The sequence below is a fragment of the Myroides sp. JBRI-B21084 genome (assembly GCF_030545015.1).
GTDB lineage: Bacteria > Bacteroidota > Bacteroidia > Flavobacteriales > Flavobacteriaceae > Flavobacterium.
Genome location: NZ_CP120653.1, coordinates 1,001,243 through 1,020,658, shown reverse-complemented (window position 1 = coordinate 1,020,658; position 19,416 = coordinate 1,001,243). Strand labels below are relative to the sequence as shown.

The following is a 19,416-nucleotide window of genomic DNA, read 5'->3' as shown; positions in this document are numbered from 1 at the left end:
CTTAACACCATTTAGAAAAAAATATGGGATTTTTTGATTTCATGACCGAGGAAATTGCTATGGACCTTGGTACTGCAAATACTTTAATAATACATAACGGTAAGGTTGTGATTGACAGCCCTTCTATAGTTGCACGTGATCGCGTTTCTGGCAAAATTATAGCTGTTGGGCACGAAGCTAGCTTGATGCAAGGAAAAACGCATGACAATATTAAAACAATTAGACCTTTAAAAGATGGTGTAATTGCCGATTTTGATGCATCTGAAAAGATGATAAGTTTATTTATTAAAAGTATACCTGCATTAAAAAAACGATTATTTACACCTGCTTTACGTATGGTTGTTTGTATACCTTCTGGTATTACAGAAGTAGAAATGCGCGCTGTAAAAGAGTCATGTGAACGTGTAAATGGTAAAGAAGTTTACTTAATTCACGAACCTATGGCTGCAGCAATTGGTATTGGTGTAGATATTATGCAACCAAACGGTAATATGATTGTTGATATAGGTGGTGGTACTACCGAAATTGCAGTTTTAGCATTAGGAGGAATTGTTTGTGATAAATCTGTAAAAATTGCAGGTGACGTATTTACAAATGATATTATTTACTACATGCGTACACAACACAACTTATTTGTTGGTGAAGGTACTGCCGAAAAAATTAAAATAGAAATTGGTGCTGCAATTGAAGATTTAGACCAAGGCCCAGAAGATTTAATGGTACAAGGTAGAGATTTGTTAACAGGTAAACCAAAACAGGTTAATGTATCATACCGTGAAATTGCAAAAGCATTAGATAAATCAATCCAACGAATTGAAGACGCTGTAATGGAAACTTTATCGCAAACACCACCTGAATTAGCTGCAGATATCTACAATACAGGTATTTACTTAGCTGGTGGTGGTTCTATGTTAAGAGGTTTGGATAAACGTATTTCACAAAAAACAGATTTACCTGTTTATATTGCTGAAGATCCTTTACGTGCAGTTGTACGTGGTACAGGCATTGTAATAAAAAATATTGAAAAATTTAAAAGCATTCTTATAAAATAATACAGCCAAATTAGTATGCAGCAAATTATTTATTTTATATCAAAAAACAGTACTAAGCTACTGTTTTTGCTGCTTTTAGTAGTTTCGATTTATTTAACGGTACAAACGCACTCATACCACCTTAGTCAAGTTGTAAATAGTGCCAATGTTGTATCGGGATCTATATATGAAAAAACCAATAGCGCAACCGAATATTTACATTTAAAAGTAGAAAATGATCGTTTAGCAGAAGAAAATGCTAAAATGAAACAAATTTTATACAACAGTCAATTAATTGTTGATAGTACTTTTGCTGTTAACCCTGAAATCCGTATTGCACAAGATTACAAACTTTTCAATGCAAAAATTATAAACAACACATATTACAAAAAAAACAATTATTTAACCATTAAAGGAGGCAAAATTAATGGTATAAAAAAAGATATGGGGGTTATAAATGCAAAGGGAGTTATTGGTATTGTTGAAAATGTATCTAATCGATACGCAACTATTCAAAGTATTCTAAACACTAAAACTAAAATTGGAGCTAAAATTAGTAAAACAAATCATTTTGGTACAATAACTTGGGACGGAAAAAATACAGGAATTGTACAACTTACCGATATTCCTAAACTAGCATCGTTACGAAAAGGCGATTCTATTGTTACTGGTGGTATTTCAACCATTTTCCCAGAAAACGTACCAGTTGGTGTAGTAGACAAAGTGTTTACATCAAAAAAATCTAACTTTTACACTATTAACGTTCGTTTATTTAATGACATGACAAACATAAGTTCTGTTTATTTAATTGAGCACGTACATATTAAAGAAATTTTACAACTTGAAGAAGATACATTAAAAAATGAATAATACTACCATTTTAAATGCCACACGCTTTATTTTACTTGTATTTTTTCAGGTAACAATTTTTAACAACATTCATTTTTGGGGTATTGTTACCCCGTATCCATATATTTTATTCATTTTATTATATCCATTAAATACAAACAAGCATCTTGCTATAATTTTTAGTTTTATGCTTGGTCTTATATTAGATTTGTTTAATAATTCAGGGGGCGTACATGCTACAGCTTGTATTACTTTGGCGTTATTCCGCGAAAATTTACTAAAAATGGCGTTTGGTTACAGCTATGAATTTCATATGATGCGTATTACTGATAAGTTTTCGTCAGAATTAGTTACGTATATTGTACTTGGTGTACTTATACATCACACCATACTTTTTTCACTTGAAGTTTTTAATTTCAGTTTTATTTTACAAATACTTCTGCAAATTATCACATCATCTTTTTTTACAATTTTACTCATATTACTAATTATTGGCTTAATTAAATCTACACGTAAATGAGAAAATTTTTATTTCCAATAGTAGTTATCATAGCAACAATTATTATTGTTGCTAGACTTTTATATTTACAACTTATTGATGATTCTTTTCTAAAAAAAGCAGATATTAATGCTTTAAAAATAGTATATGAATATCCTGAACGTGGATATATTTACGATAGAAATGGTCAACTATTGGTAGCAAATCAACCAAGTTATGATATAATGGTGATTCCTAATGAAATAAAAAACATTGATATTAATGAAATTTGCACCATTTTAGACATTACCACAGAAGAATATCATAAAAAAATTGAAAAAGCAAAAGTCTACTCTCCAAGATTACCATCGGTTTTCTTAGCCCAACTTTCTAAGATAGAATTTGCTGCTTTTCAAGAAAAAATTCGCCATTTTAAAGGTTTTTACATTCAAAAAAGAAATTTACGCGATTATCAAGTAGATTTTGGAGCAAATGTTTTTGGATACATTCGCCAAATAAATGAAATGGAATTACAGAAAAGACCTTATTACAAATCGGGCGAATTAATTGGTATGCGAGGTGTAGAACAAGCTTATGAAGAAGATTTACGTGGAATTAGAGGCGTTCATTACATTTTAAAAGATAAATTTAACAAAGAAATTGGTACTTATAAAGACGGAATTTACGATACCATTGCTGTTAAAGGCAACGATATTACAATTACCATTGATAAAGAACTTCAAAAATACGGCGAAGAATTAATGATTCGAAAACGCGGTGGTATTGTAGCTATTGAACCAAAAACAGGTGAAATTTTGGCTTTAATTACCGCACCAAGTTACGATCCAAGTTTACTTGTTGGTAGAGATCGATCTAAAAATTATGTAAAGATTGACAGTATACCTGGTAAACCATTTTTTGATAAAGTATTACAAGGGCAGTTTCCTCCTGGTTCTCCATTTAAAATTTTAACAGGTTTAATTGGTTTACAAGAAGAAGTTATTGATACAAATACTGGTTTTACATGTCATCACGGTTTTTATTTAGGTGGTAGATTCATTAAATGCCACGATTCTGGAACATGGAATTTACACCCAGCCATTGCAAAATCATGTAACACCTATTTTTCGCAAACGTATATGCGTATCATTAACAAATACGCAACTCCATCACAAGGTGTAGATGCTTGGCACGATCATTTAAAAAGTTTTGGTTTAGGACAGTATATGGGCTATGATTTACCTTCTGGTCAAAAAGGTCGTATCCCCGATTCTGATTTATATAATAAAGTTTACAAAGGTTGGAATTGGAAAAGCGCAACCATTGTTTCTAATTCAATTGGGCAAGGCGAAGTAGAAATGACACCTATTCAGCTAGCAAATGTAATGTGCGCAGTTGCAAACGAGGGTTATTTTTACACCCCCCACATTATTAAAAAAATAGAAAACAAAACAATTGATAAATCGTTTGTTCAAAAAAAACAAACTACAATTGATAAGCAGCATTTTAGACCAGTAATTGAAGGCTTACATGAGGTTTATTTATCAGGAACAGCTAGTCGCTTACAAATACCCGACATTAACATTTGCGGTAAAACAGGAACTGTTGAGAATTTTGCAACAGTTGACGGTGAAAAAGTAAAACTACAAGATCATTCCGTTTTCTTGGCTTTTGCCCCGAAAGAAAATCCTAAAATCGTAATTGCAGTTTTTATTGAAAATGGAGGTTTTGGTGCTACATGGGCTGGACCAATTGCATCGTTAATGATTGAAAAATATTTAAAAGGTGAAATTACCCGAACTGATTTAGAAAAAAGAATGTTAGAAGGTGATTTATCGGCCAATTATATTTCAAAAGATATTTCTGACAAGCAAAAAGAAGAAAAAGAACGATTAAGATTATTAGAAAAACAACGCCAATTAAAACTAAAAGCTAAACAAAATGGCAAAAACTAAACATTTAGCAAACCAAAGCGTAATGGCCAATGTAGATTGGTTAAGTATTTTTTTGTATGCGGTTCTTGTAATTTTTGGTTGGATGAATATCTATTCGGCTTCATTGCCTTTAGAACCTACATCTATTTTTGATTTAAGTCAAATTTATGGCAAACAATTGCTTTTCATAATAATAACTATTCCAGTAATAATTGTAATATTATCATTAGATGCTAAAGTATATGAAAAATATTCAATAATTTATTATGTAATTGGTATTGTACTTTTAATGGGTTTGTTTGTTTTTGGTAAAACAATTAAAGGACAAACAAACTGGTATCAATTTGGTGGTATAAGTATGCAACCATCGGAATTTGCTAAAATAGGTACTGCTTTATTTTTATCAAAATTCTTAAGTGAAAGCGAAAGTTTATACGGAACATTAAAAGAACAAGCCATACCAATAGGAATCATTTTTTTACCTGTAGCCTTTATTATGTTACAACCCGATACAGGTTCGGCAATGATTTTTGCAGTTTTATTTTTTGTATTGTACCGTGAAGGTTTTCCTGCATGGTACCTTTGGACAGGCTTTTTAACAATTTTGCTATTTGTACTTGCTTTATTATTAAAACCCTATGTATTAATACTTTTAATACTAGTTGGATGTACCTTACATTATTTCGTAAACAAAAGTATTAATCGCAACCCAATTGTATACGTATTGTTAGCTTTAATAATGAGCGCTTTCGTTTTTTCGGTTGATTATGTTTTTGAAAATGTATTAGAATCGCACCAAAAAGACCGTATAAATGTTTTACTTGGAGGTGATAATGTTAATATGAAAGCCGAAGGCTACAACTTAAATCAAGCAATGATTGCAATTGGTTCAGGCGGGCTTATAGGTAAAGGTTTTTTAGAAGGAACACAAACAAAAGGTGGTTTTGTACCTGAACAACATACCGATTATATTTTTACAACAGTTGGTGAAGAATGGGGTTTTGTAGGGTCGCTTCTTGTAGTGGCATGCTTTGTGATTTTGATATTACGTATTGTTTATTTAGCCGAAGAGCAAAAAAACAACTTTGCACGTATCTACGGTTATTGCGTTGCTGCCATTCTATTTATGCACTTTTTTGTGAATGTTTCTATGCTTATTGGTATTTTCCCTACAATTGGAGTTCCACTTCCATTTTTTTCATATGGAGGTTCTAGCTTAATTGCGTTTACTTTACTTTTATTTATATTTTTAAAATTAGATGCCAACAAAGTAAATGAATGGTAATGGCATAAAATTTGATGTATACATATGATTATTTAAAAAAACTTAAAATATGAAAAAAATTGTTTTTATTACTTGTTTATTATTAAGCGCAGGATATGCTGCAAATGCACAAGTAAACCAAAATAACTCACAAAATCAAAACAATACAGTTACGCAAACAGTAACTGATAGTTTAAAAACTGTGGTAAAACCTATTGAAGACGGCAATACAATGGTAACAACTACTGCAACTTTAATTAATGAAAGTACAACCACACCACCAAGCAAAACCAATTACGAAGAAGAAATTTTAAAGGCAGAAAAAGCAAAACAAAAAGCCGAAGAAAAAATGGCTAAACAGCAAGAACAAGCTGCCAAAAAAGCAAAAAAACAAGCTGAAGCTGAAGCAAAAGCTGCACAAAAAAAACAAAAAGCAGTTGAAAAAGAGTTAAAAGCGAAGGCTAAATCAGAAAAAAAAGCAGCAAGTAAAGCTAAAGCAATTGCAAAAGCTGAAGAAAATTTAAGAAAAGCTGAGAGCGATTTAAGAAAAGCTGAGTTAAAATTTGAAGAAGAAAACAATGCTTTTGAACGCAAAAAATTAAAAAACAAATTAGATGCCGAAAAAGAAATTAAAGAAAAGGCTAAATTATTTAAAATGGAAACTAAAATTTCGGAACTAAAATTAAAGGTAAACAAACAAGAACTTGAGCTTAAAAAAGCACAACTTAAATAATACAAAAAGGTGGAATTTAAAATTCCACCTTTTTTTGTTTAAAAATTACGTTTACAAGCAGAGCTAGCTAATATTATAAACCACTTCATTTGAATAATTTTCACGTTTATTTTTATCGTTTTTAATAGTTAAAAACCTCTTTTTTGATTCTTTCTCTTTTTTTACAGAGAATTTCACACTAAAAGGCAACAATTTAAGATTTTCTGTACCAAATTGCAATATTTCTGATTTTCCTTCAGTAAAAAAAAGCAGCTCACAGTATTCTAAAGTATTGTTATTGAATTTCATATTCACAAAAGAAATATCAATACCATAATTTTCTTTAGCACTTTTTACAATTAAATCTAAATCGTATGGCGATGATTTTCCAGAAACCGTAAACATACCCGAATTAGTACCTTCAAAGGCAGCTACAGCGTAAACTACTCTGGTATCTTTATTTTCGGGTTGCAAAATGAACTCATTTTTATTTTGCGCGTTTAATGAAATGCCCCATACACAAAACGCTAAATAAACAATTTTCTTCATTTTTTCTTATTTTCTTATAAAACGTTAATAGTTACATTTTTATTGTTAGAAAATATACAACGCTTATTAAAAAAATTAACTGTTTTTAATACTATTTTCGGTTTTAGATTTACTTGTTGATAATTCTTTTTTATTTGAAGTTCCTTCTTGAAACTTTTCAAAAAGTTGTTGCATTTTTTTTCTGGAAATTTCAAATTCTTCAAAAAAAGAATCAAATTGTGATTCTAAATCAATAAATTCAGATTTCAAATCGGGTATTTCTTTATAAAATTCACTCAATCCTGACAAATTATCAGCTGAATTAAAATGTGTATTATTTAAATCTTTTGAACTAGTAATAGTTGCTTTGTAAGCACCTGGATTACTTTCAGTTAAATTAATTTTAAATGCCTTAATGGGAACATTATAATTATCGATAGATTTTAATAACGATTGATTACCATTTATCAATTGCATACGTAAAGCAACAATTTTATCATCTTCAATTCTAACATTTTCAAACAAAACTTTTACTTTGTAATCATTCAACAACATTTCTTCAATTTTCTTTAAATCTTCTAAAGTTGTACCTGCATTAATTTCTACAGAAAAAGTAGTACTCACAAGGGTATTATCACTTTGCAAAGTGTTATTTTGTTGTGAAAAACTTTGCATACCAAAAAACATAAAAAGTACTAAAAACGCTGCTTTAATTATTTTTTTCATAACGTTAAATATAAAAGTTAAACAAAATAAATAGTAAATTTGATAAAAAATAACATGCGAAATTTACTGATTTTTTTCTTATTATGTTGTAATTTAACTTTTTCACAACACCATAAAAAACAAACTATTAAATACCAAAAAAACTTAAATAAATCATATTTTAACAAAAAAACATCGCCACTACAACAAAATGAAATTGCTGGCTTTAAAGGTTTAAAATTTTATGAATACAATGAAAATTTTATAGTGAACGCAACTTTAGAACAATTGTATGATCAACCTGTTTTTAAAATGCCTACATCAGGAAACTATAAACCTGATTATAAACGATTTGGAATATTACATTTTGAAATAAACAACCAAAAATTTAAACTAGAAGTGTATCAAAATTTAAGCTTAATTAGCAAAAAAGGGTTTGAAAACCATTTGTTTTTACCTTTTTTAGACGAAACAAGTGGAAACGAAACTTACGGAGCTGGCAGGTATTTAGATATTGAATTTATACCAAATCAAACAAATATTATTCTAAATTTCAATAAAGCATACCATCCCTATTGTGCGTACACAACTGGTTACTCATGCCCAATTACTCCCGATATTAACTTTTTAAACATTGCGGTAACAGCTGGTGTAAAATTGTAAATTATGTACGTTAACTTGCATACTCATAAAAGTACAGAAACTGAAAATGTTATAGAAATTGTAAATCAATATCCTAACGAAATTGATACATCTACTAAAAACACAAGCATTGGCATCCATCCTTGGTATATTAAAAATGAATTAATTGAGAAAGAAATTAGCTTAATTGAAGAAAATTGCAATAATAAAAACTGCAAAGCAATAGGTGAATGCGGTTTAGATAAAAGAATTGAAATTTCTATTGATATTCAAAAAAAAGCATTAATTCCACAATTATTATTAGCTGAAAAACATCAAAAACCAGTAATTTTGCACTGCGTAGCAGCTTTTCAAGAAATTATTGCATTAAAACAAAATTTGCAACTAACAATTCCTATGGTAATTCATGGTTTTTCAAAAAACCTACAAGTTGCCGAAAGTTTATTAAACCACGGTTTTTATTTATCGTTTGGAAAATATTTAATGACAAATGAAAACGTAGCAAATGTGCTGAAAAATGTGCCTTTAAACAAAATTTTTCTTGAAACTGATAGTTCAACATTCAGTATTTTTGAAGTTTATTCACAAGCTGAACGTATTTTACAACGCGATTTAACAGAAATTATAGTACAAAATTATAATAGAGTTTTTAACCCGTAAAAGTCAATCGATTTTTCGATCGAAGCCCTTTTACTAAATTTATTTTACAATGGCTGTTTGGCAAGAAAGAGCAGAATTATTATTTAAACCAGAAGGTATTGAAGCTTTAAAAAAAGCAAATGTGTTAATTGTTGGCTTAGGCGGTGTAGGATCGTTTGCTGCAGAATTTATTGTACGTGCTGGCGTTGGTAATTTAACAATTGTTGATGGCGATACTGTTGATATTACAAATATTAACCGTCAATTACCCGCTTTACACTCAACTGTTAATATGCCCAAAGTATCAGTTGTTGGCGATCGATTGATGGATATTAACCCCGAACTAAATTTAACACGAATTGAAGAATTTTTATCGCCCGAACGCGCTAATGAAATTGTAACTACACATTTTGATTATGTGCTGGATTGTATTGATAGCATTACTCCAAAATTACATTTAATTGCAGCTGCTAAAGCAAAAAAAGTTAAGGTAATATCAAACATGGGGGCAGGTGGAAAAATGCTTGCAAGTAAGGTTGTTGTTAAAGATATTAGTAAAACCGATGTTTGCCCACTTGCAAAAGTTGTACGCAAACGCTTACGTAAAATGGGTGTAAAAAGTGGTGTAAAAGCTGTTTTTTCGTTAGAAAAACCCGATGAAAGCAGTTTAAAAATGACAGACGGAACCAACTTTAAAAAATCGTTTTTTGGAACAAACAGTTGGATGCCTGGTTTATTTGGTTTACATAGTGCCGAAACAGTTATAAGATATTTATTAGAAAACAAAAAATAAAAAAATACCCCAAAAGTTTAAACTTTTGGGGTATTTTATATTATCTAACTAATTTTTTGTATTTCACACGCGTTGGAGCCACATCACCCAAACGCTTTTTACGATTTTCTTCGTATTCAGAAAACGAACCTTCAAAGAAATACACTTCAGAATCGTTTTCAAAAGCTAAAATGTGTGTACAAACACGATCTAAAAACCAACGGTCGTGCGATATAATTACGGCACAGCCTGCAAAGTTTTCCAAACCTTCTTCTAAAGCACGTAACGTATTTATATCCAAATCATTGGTAGGCTCATCTAAAAGCAAAACGTTTCCTTCTTCTTTCAAAGTCATAGCTAAATGCAAACGGTTACGTTCACCACCCGATAAAGCTGAAACTTTTTTGTTTTGATCGGAACCAGCAAAATTAAAACGCGACAAATACGCACGTGCATTTACTTGGCGGCCGCCCATCATGATTAATTCCTGACCTTCGGCAAAATTATCATAAATTGACTTTTCTGCATCTATATTTTTGTGTGATTGATCAACGTAAGCAATTTTAACGGTATCACCCACTACAAACTCACCAGCATCTGCATTTTGTTCACCCATAATCATTCTAAAAATGGTTGATTTACCTGCACCGTTTGGCCCAATAATTCCAACAATACCTGCTTGTGGTAATGTAAAGTTTAAATTATCGTATAAAATTTTATCGCCAAAAGCTTTAGCAACATTTTTAGCTTCAATTACATTAGTTCCTAAACGTGGTCCGTTTGGTATGTAAATTTCTAACTTTTCTTCTAACTGCTTTTGATCTTCGTTTAACAAGCGGTCATAGTTTTGTAAACGTGCTTTTTGCTTGGTTTGACGACCTTTTGCTCCTTGACGTACCCAATCTAACTCGCGCTCTAATGTTTTACGTCGTTTTGATGCAGTTTTTTCTTCTTGTTCTAAACGCTTTGCTTTTTGATCCAACCAAGACGAATAATTTCCTTTCCAAGGAATACCTTCACCCCTATCTAATTCTAAAATCCAACCAGCAACATTATCTAAAAAGTAACGGTCGTGAGTAACCGCTATAATGGTTCCTTTGTATTGCTGTAAATGTTGCTCTAACCAATGAACCGATTCAGCATCAAGGTGGTTGGTAGGCTCATCTAACAATAATACATCGGGTTCTTGTAACAACAAACGGCATAAAGCCACACGACGACGCTCACCACCAGAAAGTACAGAAATTGGTGTTTCGGGATCAGGGCAACGCAATGCATCCATTGCAACTTCTAACTTATTGTCTAGTTCCCATCCACCAACAGCGTCAATTTTATCTTGTAAATCGGCTTGGCGATCCATAAGTTTTTGCATTTTATCGGCATCTTCATAAACTTCAGGCAAGCCAAACATATCGTTTATTTTGTTGAATTCATCTAAAATAGCAACAATTTCGGCCATACCTTCACGTACAACTTCAATTACTGTTTTACTTTCATCAAGTTGCGGTTCTTGTTCTAAATAACCAACAGTATAACCAGGTGCAAAAACTACATCGCCTTGATAGTTTTTATCAGCGCCTGCAATTATTTTTAATAACGATGATTTACCTGAACCATTTAAACCAAGTATGCCTATTTTAGCACCGTAAAAAAAGCTTAAATAAATATCTTTTAGCACCGTTTTGTTTGTTGATGAGTATGTTTTACTCACCTTTGACATGGAAAAGATTACTTTTTTATCGTCTGACATAATTCTTTTTTATTTTATTGATGATAGACATCAAAAGTACCACTTAAAATTTTATTATTAAAAATTATTATAGATGTAAGTAAACAAAACCAATTTTGTAACTTTATATAAAAATAGAATAGTATGGAATTTACAGAAAACTTTAAAAAATCGACAAATTTTAAAATTAATGGTCTGTTTTTATATATAATTGACGAAAACAACCACGAACTTGAACTTTTTGTTGGAGAAGAAATTGAAACAGCACGTTGGAGTGACGAAGGGCGTTTAATTGTTGCTTTAAAAAATGGTGGTGTAAGATCGTATGCCGATGAAGTAAATTATATTACAATTTAAAAAAGGAACTTTAATTAGTTCCTTTTTTTATACCAAATGGTGTCCAAACACTTTTTGCATTTTTAGTATTTTCACGAATTTGCTTATTTAATTGTAATGCTTTTTCGTTAATATATCCGCGTGCATGATCTAAATGTACACATGTAGTACTGTAACGTATTTGCTTGCCTTTAATACCATTATTTACCAAACGTTCACCTAATTCTCTATCTTCGCCTCCATATTCCATACGTTCATCAAAACCATTTACAGCTAAAATATCTTTTTTCCACGCCGATGCATTATGACCATTCCACGATGGAGTTGTAGGAGTAATAAAGTTTAAAAACGTACTTTTAAAGCCAAATGCATTTAACTTGTTGTTTTTAAAAGATTTTTTCATTCCGTTGGCTATTAGCCACGCAACATCAAAACATTTTCCAGTAAGAATATCATCTTTAGAAATTAAAGTAGATAAATCCATAGGTAACTTATGATATCCACCCGATAAAAAAACATTTGGTTTTCGTAAATTAACATGTACTTGAACAAAATCTTTTCTAGGAATACAATCGCCATCTGTCATTATAACATAATCGGTTGTAGTTTCTAAAAGTGCTTTGTTAAGAATAATTGTTTTTTGAAAACCATTGTCGGGGTGCCAAACATGTTTTATAGGAAAATGTACAAGTTGCTGCATTTGTTGAATTAACAAAGCGGTTTCTTGCGTTGAACCGTCGTCGGCAATTACAAGTTCAAAATCTGTATACGTTTGTACAGAAAAGCCCCAAATTACCTTTTCTAACCACTTGGGTGCGTTGTATGTACTTACTATTATTGAAATATTTGGTTTCATGTGAACAAATATAGAGTATTTTAATATTTTTGTAGAAATAACTTTTAACAAAAAGTATGAAAAAAATATTGGTAATTCAACAAAAAATGATTGGCGATGTGCTTGTAAGCACCATTTTGTGCGAAACACTTTGCAAGGCATATCCTGATGCACAAGTTGATTACCTAATTTACGAAAATACCTACCAAGTTTTTGCTGAAAATAAAAAAAATTACAACGTTATTTTTTTTAAAAACGAATATCGTAACAGTAAATTATCTTTAATAAAATTTGCTTTAACGCTAAAAAATGAAAATTACGATGTTATTATTGATGCGTATAGCAAGTTAGAAAGTTGGGTAATTGTAGGGCTTTCAAATGCAAAAACAAAAATATCGTTTCGTAAAAACATATCTAATTTTCTATACACCCACTTAATTGATAGGCACCAAATACCTACAACAAATTTAGGATTGGTTATAGAACATCGCTTAAAATTGCTAGACCCATTACACATAAATAAAGATTTGTATGTAACCAATGCCCAAATTTTTGTAACCGAGGCCGAAAACTTAAACGCACAAAAGTTATTACAAGCAAACGGAGTTAATTTAGATAAACCTATTGTTATGCTTAATATTTTAGGCAGTAGTGCTTCTAAAACATATCCGTTTAAAAATATGGCAAAAATAATTGACAAAGTTGCCCAAAACAATGTGCAAATTTTGTTAAATTACATTCCGAACCAGCAAAAACAAGCAACCGAAATTTATAATTTATGCACCCAAGCTACTCAACAAAAAATATATTTTAACGTTTTAGGCAACAATTTACGTGGTTTACTTGCTTTAATTAATCAATGTGGTGCTGTTATTGGGAACGATGGTGGTACAATGAATATGGCAAAAGCTTTAAATAAACCAACATTTATTATATTTTCGCCTTGGATTGAGAAAAAAGCTTGGAATACTTATGAAGACGGTATGAAACACGTATCGGTTCATTTAAACGATTTTAAGCCCAATTTATTTAAAAACAAAAATTTAAAATCATTAAAAAAGGAAAACAATTTGCTATACAACCAATTTGAGCCCGCTTTTTTTAACGATTTACTAACTCATTTCATCAATATAAATTTGGTTAATGAACAATAATAAAATCACCGCTTTAGTAATTACCCTTAACGAAGAAAAAAATATAAGGGAACTTATGCAGAATTTAAATTTTGCAGATGAAATTATTGTGGTTGATTCGTTCAGCACCGATAAAACCATAGAAATATTAAAAGAATTTAAGCATGTAAAAGTATATCAACATGCCTTTAAAGATTTTTCTACCCAACGAAACATAGCCATAAACTACGCAACAAACAATTGGATTTTATTTATTGATGCCGATGAACGTATTTCTGAAAATTTAAAAAACGAAATAGTTCAAACCTTAAAATCAAACCAAACAAAACGTGGTTATTTTTTAAAACGTAAATTTTATTATTTTAACCAAGCTGTTCATTTTTCGGGTTTACAATCTGATAAAAACTTGCGTTTATTTAAAAAACAAAACGCGTATTATCAAGGTATTGTGCATGAAAAATTAAATTTTAACGATAATGTTGGTGTGTTAAAAAATTACTTAATTCATTACTCATACGCACATCATCAACATTTTAAAGACAAAGTTTTTTATTACAACCGTTTAAAAGCGGTAGAAAAAATAAATAAAGGTGTAAAACCTAACCATTTTATGGCTGTTTTACATCCATTTTATACTTTTTTAAATAGATATTTTTTTAGACTAGGTTTTTTAGATGGTAAAAAAGGATTTATTATTTGTAAAATTTATGCACAAGGTATAAAAGAAAGGTACACAGAAATGTTTAAACTTTGTAAATAAACTACTTTTTCCAAAATTTAATGCGTTTTTTTAACCTTTGTTTTCGATGAAATTTTTCTTGAAAATCACTAGTTAATTGCCAAAGTGTATTAAAAATTTCTTGTTCCGTTTTTTCTGTAAAAAATTTGGCATATTCATTTGCCATAACAGCAATCATTTCTTTTTTAGGTGTTAATCTGCGTAAGTTGTACATACGTTTTTCAAACAACATTTGTGTGTGAAATTGCATGCGGTTTAAATCAACCAAATAAAATGAATACGAATTGTCTGCATTCATTTTTATCAACGTATTGCCGGGTGAATGGTCTTTAAACTCTACTCCTGCTTGGTGCAATTGATAGCAAAAACGAGTAAAAGCACGCAAAATTTCTTGATGATTTTTTAAATCAGGTTTTTCAACCAAATCTCTAAAAGTATATTCAGTAACAATATGTTCGCATATATAAAAACTTTTTCCCAAACCAAATCCTTCAAAATATTCAACAAAAGCAATGGGTTGCGGTGTTCCTATATTTTTATCTAATAATTTAATTGCATAATTAAAGGAACGCTTTGCTTTAGAATCGCGAATAAATCTGTAAACAAACGAATTAAGAAAATTAGGTTTTTTAAAAGCTTTTACATTTAAAATCAACTCATTAAGTTGAAAAGTTTTAATGGTATTTCTACTTCCTTTTACAAAAAGTTGTCCTTGGTTACTAAAATTTTCAATAACCGATGTTAATGTGTTTTTTAACGAAATAAATTTAGGATGAATTACAAATTTCATGAAATTACAAATATTGCGAAATACCTTTTGGGGCTTTAATTAATTTATTTTGAATAGATTGTTGCTGAATTAAATCGTTTTCTTGCAACTGATTTCTAGAATTTTCTGGATGATAAATATGATAAACTATACCAACATATCGTAAACGTTTTGCTAACACGCCTAAATTCCCTAAACGAATTACCAAATCGCTATCTTCTCGCCCCCAACCTTCAAAAGCTTCGTTATATCCATTTATAGCAATAAAATCGTTTCGCCAAAAAGATACATTACACCCGCGAAAGTTTGATGATACCCCTGCATGTGGTTTATACATTTGCGAAAGAATGGCACAGTGAATTGTTCTAGTTTTCTTTTTTAAATTTTTAGAAAAGAAATTAAATTTTGTTTGCTTTTTTATAAAGATTTCTGGCAATGCGTTTTTGGTTATTGTAGCCCGTGTACCGTATAGATAGGTGTTTGTTTGTGCATTTTTTTTATGATCGCCAATAAATTTAGGGTGCATAATACAATCCCCATCAATTTGTATAATATAGTCACAATTTGTTGCAGCAACTGCTTTATTTAAAACAATTGCTTTTCGAAAACCTTTATCTTCCTGCCAAATATGTGTAACTTTAAACGTACTTTTTTGAGCAAAATTGTTTATTAAATCTTTAGTTTCTTGGGTAGAACCATCGTCGGCAATTAAAACTTCATCAGGCAATTCGGTTTGTTCAAAAATACTTTTAAAAATAAGTTCTAACGCTTGTGGCCAGTTGTATGTTGATATTAATAATGCTGTTTTCATTTTACTTAAATAAATGCTTAAACCATTGACCAAAGTTCTTTTTAAAAATCCAAAGATCAGATTTTTTTAAGTCTTGATTTTCAATAATAAATTGTTTAATATCGTGTAAATTTTCACTTGGAAAATACCCTAAAGATTTCCATATTTTTGGGTTAAGGTAAAACAGATCTTTTAATTGTTTGTAATTAGTTTCGTTTGCTAATTTCCATTTTTTAAAAAAATCGGAATTTATTTCATCTTTATGCCCCCAATTAGATATTTTAAAGGCTAATTCTTCTTCTGTACGCGAAAGTGTTTCGTGTAATGCATAATGCGGTACATAAATTACACGTTCTTTAGTATTGCGAGCTCTTTTATAATTAGGATAATTTGTTGCAACCATAAATTTTGTTGCATCATCTACGTATAAAAGTCCTTTGTCTAAATATTTGTAAATATTAATTAAAAAACCAGAAAATTGCACTTTATTTTTCTTAGGATTGTCTAAAAAAAGGTCATGCTTTTTTAAAGTTTTAACAAATTTATCAAAATCTAAAAAAAATTCATCTGCATCTATTTGAATAATCCAATTACCAATCCCCATTTTTTCTCCCAACATTTGGCGCTCGCGGGTATCGTTATCAATAGGCGATAATTCAGGGATATAAAAATTATCTTTATAAATAATTATTTTTTTTTCGGTATCAAATTCTTCAATCCAAGAAAAAAAAGAGTCGTTAATTTCAAATTTATTGCCTGTCCAGGTTCTATTTTCATGGTCTAATGCTAAAAAAATTTGGTCAGAATGCTCGTATACAGGCGGTATTGATTTTTTAAGTTTTTCATAATCATATGAAACCAAAAAACCCGTTTGTATTTTTTTCATTGAATATTGCTATTTTGTAAATCTAAAACAAATATATGTTTAATTTAGCAAAAATTTAGTATTTTATGAAGATTACAATTGTAGCATTCGATTTATGGGGATTTAACAACCACGTTGCAGAAACACTAGTAAATTTAGGGCACGACGTTACTTTTATTGATAGTAGCAAAATTTTTTTTAAATATAAAAACAAGGCACAACGTGTAAAAAATTTTTTTTCTAAAACTTTTTTAAACAAAAACATTAAAAAAGATTATCGCAACAAGGTAATAATTGCTACAATTAAAAATTTAGAAAAACAAGATCAAATTTTAATCATAAACCCCGACCATTTTAGAAAAGATATTTTAGAACTATTACGTACCCAAACACATAAATTTATTGCGTACAATTACGATTCTTTAGCAAGAAATCCGTTACCTGAAAATTATGATGTTTTATTTGATGATATTTTTTCGTTTGATTGGCACGATTCGCAAAACAACTCATTTTTAAAGCATTTAACCAATTTTATTTATATAGATAAACAAAAAAACACTTCACCAAAATACAAGGCTTTTACAATAATTTCGCAATCTAAAAGTCGAGAAATTTTACTAAATAAAATTGCTAATTATTTTGATAGCGTTCAAATAAAGAATTATAAATTTATAATTTATAAACCCGCTCTTAGTGTATTAAATAGCGCAATTGAAATTACACCTGAACATATTGATTTAAAAACCGTAAGTGAACTTACAAACGATTGTGAAATTGTAATTGATTTACTTAGACCCAACCAAACCGGATTAAGTTTCAGGATTTTTGAAGCTATGGCTCTACACAAAAAAATTATTACAAATAATAAAACTATAAAAGAGTACGATTTTTACAATCCAAACAATATTTTGGTTATAGAAGATGATTTTACAACTATTCCTGAAACATTTTTAAACACTGATTATACCGATATCCCTGAAGAAATTTACAACAAATACACGTTGAAAAATTGGGTGCAAACCGTTTTTTTTAGCACAACTTAATATAAAGGTTTAAAAAATTAAAAAAGGTTTTGAATATAAATAAACACAATTTTTTATAAATTTAAAGAAAAAATGAAATTTCTATATAACCTTCTTCTTGTTATTGGTATCATAAGTTTTGCTTCGTGCCGTGATGATTTTAATTTTGAGCCTGCAACTGGTTCCGAATTAACTTTCTCTAAAGACACCGTTTATTTAGACACTATTTTTACAAACATTGGATCTAGCACGTACAATTTAAAAGTGTTCAATAAAAGTAATAAAGATATCAAAATCCCATCGATTAGATTAGCCAAAGGCGAAAATTCAAACTTTAGATTAATGGTTGATGGAATGCCTGGTAAAAGCTTTGAAAATGTAGAACTTTTGGCAAAGGATAGTCTTTTTATATTTGTTGAAACAACGGTTGATATCAAAGAAGAAACAAACGGTTCTGAATTTTTATATACCGATGAAATTTTGTTTCAGGCTGGTAGCAATCAACAAAAAGTAAATTTAGTTACATTGGTTAAAGATGCTGTTTTTTTATATCCACAAAAATTTCAAAACGGTTCGTACGAAAGCATTTCTATAAACGATGAACAAGTATATGGTTTTTTCTTAGATGAAAACGATGCAACAAACGGCAATGAATTAGAATGGAACAATACCAAACCTTATGTTATTTACGGTTTTGCTGCTGTTCCTCCAAACAAAACATTAAACATATCGGCAGGCACCCAAGTGCATTTTCATAGAAATTCTGCGCTAATTGCATTTCCAACAGCAACCATAAACGCACAAGGTACCATAAACGAACCTATTTTAATGCAAGGCAACCGATTAGAGCCTAGCTTTGAAGATACACCTGGACAATGGTGGGGTATTTTTATTGGCCAAAACAGTAATGCACAATTTAACAACATTCAAGTAAAAAATGCTATTAATGGGTTGTTTATAAATGCAAATAACGGTACAGCAGAACTAGAAAATATGCAAATTTATAATTGTGAACAATATGGTTTATTGTTAGCCACAGCTAATGTTACAGCCAAAAACATTGTTACAAATAATTGCGGAAAGGCTGCCTTAGCAATAACAAATGGTGGTGTTTATGATTTTGTACATTGCACTTTTGCAAATTATTGGAGCAGACAAAACCAAACTGTCGTTATAATGGATAATGGCGATGGAACTATGCCTTTTGCATTACAAGCCAATTTTAAAAACAGTATTATTTATGGCAATGCAAGCGAGTCTTTGGTGTTAGCGCCAGCAAACAATCAAACAAATTTTAATTTTAAATTTGAATACAGCTTAATTAAATTTCAAAATAGCGGCAACCGTTACAATACCGATATTTTTCCGTACAATTTTAACAACGCTACTTATTACAGCAACAATTTAATTGCAAAGAATTTTAACGAACATCAACCCTATTTTTCAGATACACAAAAAAATAAAATGATGATTACCGAAAAAGCAACATCTATTATAAATTACGGCAATCCATTTTACGCGCAACAAGCACCAAACGATATTGTAGGAATCAGCAGATTAACATCTGCAGATTTAGGAGCTTATCAACATATAACATCTGTAGTAGATTAAATTGCTAATATTATTTTTTAATAGTAATTTTGC

Annotated in this window: 21 protein-coding genes; 14 read left to right on the top strand and 7 right to left on the bottom strand. The window is 30.1% G+C overall.

Features of this window, described 5'->3' with window-relative positions:
* Positions 1-23 precede the first annotated feature (23 nt).
* From P3875_RS04975 to P3875_RS04950, 6 genes are read left to right on the top strand one after another with little or no spacing between them, the layout of a single operon-like run.
* Positions 24-1,052 (top strand): rod shape-determining protein, encoded by a 1,029-nt coding sequence (locus tag P3875_RS04975; RefSeq protein WP_303445184.1) that lies wholly within the window; start codon positions 24-26, stop codon positions 1,050-1,052.
* A gap of 15 nt (positions 1,053-1,067) precedes the next feature.
* Positions 1,068-1,901, top strand: coding sequence for a rod shape-determining protein MreC (gene mreC / locus P3875_RS04970; RefSeq protein WP_303445183.1), 834 nt, complete (start codon positions 1,068-1,070; stop codon positions 1,899-1,901).
* Complete coding sequence (locus P3875_RS04965; protein ID WP_303445182.1) at positions 1,894-2,400, top strand: rod shape-determining protein MreD; 507 nt, start codon at positions 1,894-1,896, stop codon at positions 2,398-2,400. Before mreC ends, P3875_RS04965 begins: the two co-directional genes overlap by 8 nt.
* The gene (gene mrdA, locus P3875_RS04960) at positions 2,397-4,313 is read left to right on the top strand and encodes a penicillin-binding protein 2 (RefSeq protein WP_303445181.1); all 1,917 of its coding nucleotides are present in this window, start codon (positions 2,397-2,399) and stop codon (positions 4,311-4,313) included. Before P3875_RS04965 ends, mrdA begins: the two co-directional genes overlap by 4 nt.
* A complete protein-coding gene (gene rodA, locus P3875_RS04955) occupies positions 4,300-5,577 on the top strand; it encodes a rod shape-determining protein RodA (protein ID WP_303445180.1) in 1,278 nt (425 codons plus the stop codon). The genes mrdA and rodA overlap by 14 nt, the downstream gene beginning before the upstream one ends.
* A gap of 49 nt (positions 5,578-5,626) precedes the next feature.
* Complete coding sequence (locus tag P3875_RS04950) at positions 5,627-6,289, top strand: hypothetical protein (RefSeq protein WP_303445179.1); 663 nt, start codon at positions 5,627-5,629, stop codon at positions 6,287-6,289.
* Positions 6,290-6,352: 63 nt separating this feature from the next.
* On the opposite strand, the gene P3875_RS04945 is transcribed toward P3875_RS04950, so the two are convergent.
* Entirely contained in the window at positions 6,353-6,817 is a 465-nt protein-coding gene (locus tag P3875_RS04945) for a hypothetical protein (RefSeq protein ID WP_303445178.1), read from the bottom strand.
* 75 nt (positions 6,818-6,892) lie between these two features.
* Positions 6,893-7,522, bottom strand: coding sequence for a hypothetical protein (locus tag P3875_RS04940; RefSeq protein WP_303445177.1), 630 nt, complete (start codon positions 7,520-7,522; stop codon positions 6,893-6,895).
* Between the two features lie 54 nt (positions 7,523-7,576).
* Here P3875_RS04940 and P3875_RS04935 point away from each other — a divergent pair, with 54 nt between their 5' ends.
* Genes P3875_RS04935 through P3875_RS04925 form a run of 3 tightly spaced genes read left to right on the top strand, consistent with a single transcriptional unit; the run spans position 7,577 to position 9,575 of the window.
* Positions 7,577-8,164 (top strand): DUF1684 domain-containing protein, encoded by a 588-nt coding sequence (locus P3875_RS04935; RefSeq protein WP_303445176.1) that lies wholly within the window; start codon positions 7,577-7,579, stop codon positions 8,162-8,164.
* A 3-nt stretch (positions 8,165-8,167) separates the two neighbouring features.
* The gene (locus P3875_RS04930) at positions 8,168-8,803 is read left to right on the top strand and encodes a TatD family hydrolase (protein WP_303445175.1); all 636 of its coding nucleotides are present in this window, start codon (positions 8,168-8,170) and stop codon (positions 8,801-8,803) included.
* 49 nt (positions 8,804-8,852) lie between these two features.
* Complete coding sequence (locus tag P3875_RS04925) at positions 8,853-9,575, top strand: tRNA threonylcarbamoyladenosine dehydratase (RefSeq protein ID WP_303445174.1); 723 nt, start codon at positions 8,853-8,855, stop codon at positions 9,573-9,575.
* 40 nt (positions 9,576-9,615) lie between these two features.
* On the opposite strand, the gene ettA is transcribed toward P3875_RS04925, so the two are convergent.
* A complete protein-coding gene (ettA, locus tag P3875_RS04920) occupies positions 9,616-11,304 on the bottom strand; it encodes an energy-dependent translational throttle protein EttA (RefSeq protein ID WP_303445173.1) in 1,689 nt (562 codons plus the stop codon).
* A gap of 123 nt (positions 11,305-11,427) precedes the next feature.
* Between ettA and P3875_RS04915 the strand changes: the two genes are divergently transcribed.
* The gene (locus P3875_RS04915; RefSeq protein WP_303445172.1) at positions 11,428-11,640 is read left to right on the top strand and encodes a hypothetical protein; all 213 of its coding nucleotides are present in this window, start codon (positions 11,428-11,430) and stop codon (positions 11,638-11,640) included.
* Between the two features lie 10 nt (positions 11,641-11,650).
* On the opposite strand, the gene P3875_RS04910 is transcribed toward P3875_RS04915, so the two are convergent.
* Complete coding sequence (locus P3875_RS04910; protein ID WP_303445171.1) at positions 11,651-12,475, bottom strand: glycosyltransferase family 2 protein; 825 nt, start codon at positions 12,473-12,475, stop codon at positions 11,651-11,653.
* 56 nt (positions 12,476-12,531) lie between these two features.
* Here P3875_RS04910 and P3875_RS04905 point away from each other — a divergent pair, with 56 nt between their 5' ends.
* Entirely contained in the window at positions 12,532-13,608 is a 1,077-nt protein-coding gene (locus tag P3875_RS04905) for a glycosyltransferase family 9 protein (RefSeq protein WP_303445170.1), read from the top strand.
* Positions 13,598-14,347, top strand: coding sequence for a glycosyltransferase family 2 protein (locus P3875_RS04900; RefSeq protein ID WP_303445169.1), 750 nt, complete (start codon positions 13,598-13,600; stop codon positions 14,345-14,347). The genes P3875_RS04905 and P3875_RS04900 overlap by 11 nt, the downstream gene beginning before the upstream one ends.
* 1 nt (position 14,348) lies before the next feature.
* On the opposite strand, the gene P3875_RS04895 is transcribed toward P3875_RS04900, so the two are convergent.
* From P3875_RS04895 to P3875_RS04885, 3 genes are read right to left on the bottom strand one after another with little or no spacing between them, the layout of a single operon-like run.
* Entirely contained in the window at positions 14,349-15,116 is a 768-nt protein-coding gene (locus P3875_RS04895) for a lipopolysaccharide kinase InaA family protein (RefSeq protein ID WP_303445168.1), read from the bottom strand.
* Positions 15,117-15,120: 4 nt separating this feature from the next.
* Positions 15,121-15,906, bottom strand: a complete 786-nt coding sequence (locus tag P3875_RS04890) for a glycosyltransferase family 2 protein (protein WP_303445167.1) — start codon at positions 15,904-15,906, stop codon at positions 15,121-15,123.
* 1 nt (position 15,907) lies between these two features.
* Positions 15,908-16,771 carry a hypothetical protein gene (locus P3875_RS04885; protein ID WP_303445166.1) on the bottom strand — a complete coding sequence of 288 codons (864 nt, stop codon included), beginning with the start codon at positions 16,769-16,771 and terminating at the stop codon, positions 15,908-15,910.
* Positions 16,772-16,836: 65 nt separating this feature from the next.
* On the opposite strand from P3875_RS04885, the gene P3875_RS04880 reads away from it, so the two are divergent.
* A complete protein-coding gene (locus tag P3875_RS04880; protein ID WP_303445165.1) occupies positions 16,837-17,793 on the top strand; it encodes a hypothetical protein in 957 nt (318 codons plus the stop codon).
* Between the two features lie 72 nt (positions 17,794-17,865).
* Positions 17,866-19,383, top strand: coding sequence for a hypothetical protein (locus P3875_RS04875; RefSeq protein ID WP_303445164.1), 1,518 nt, complete (start codon positions 17,866-17,868; stop codon positions 19,381-19,383).
* Positions 19,384-19,416: the final 33 nt, after the last annotated feature.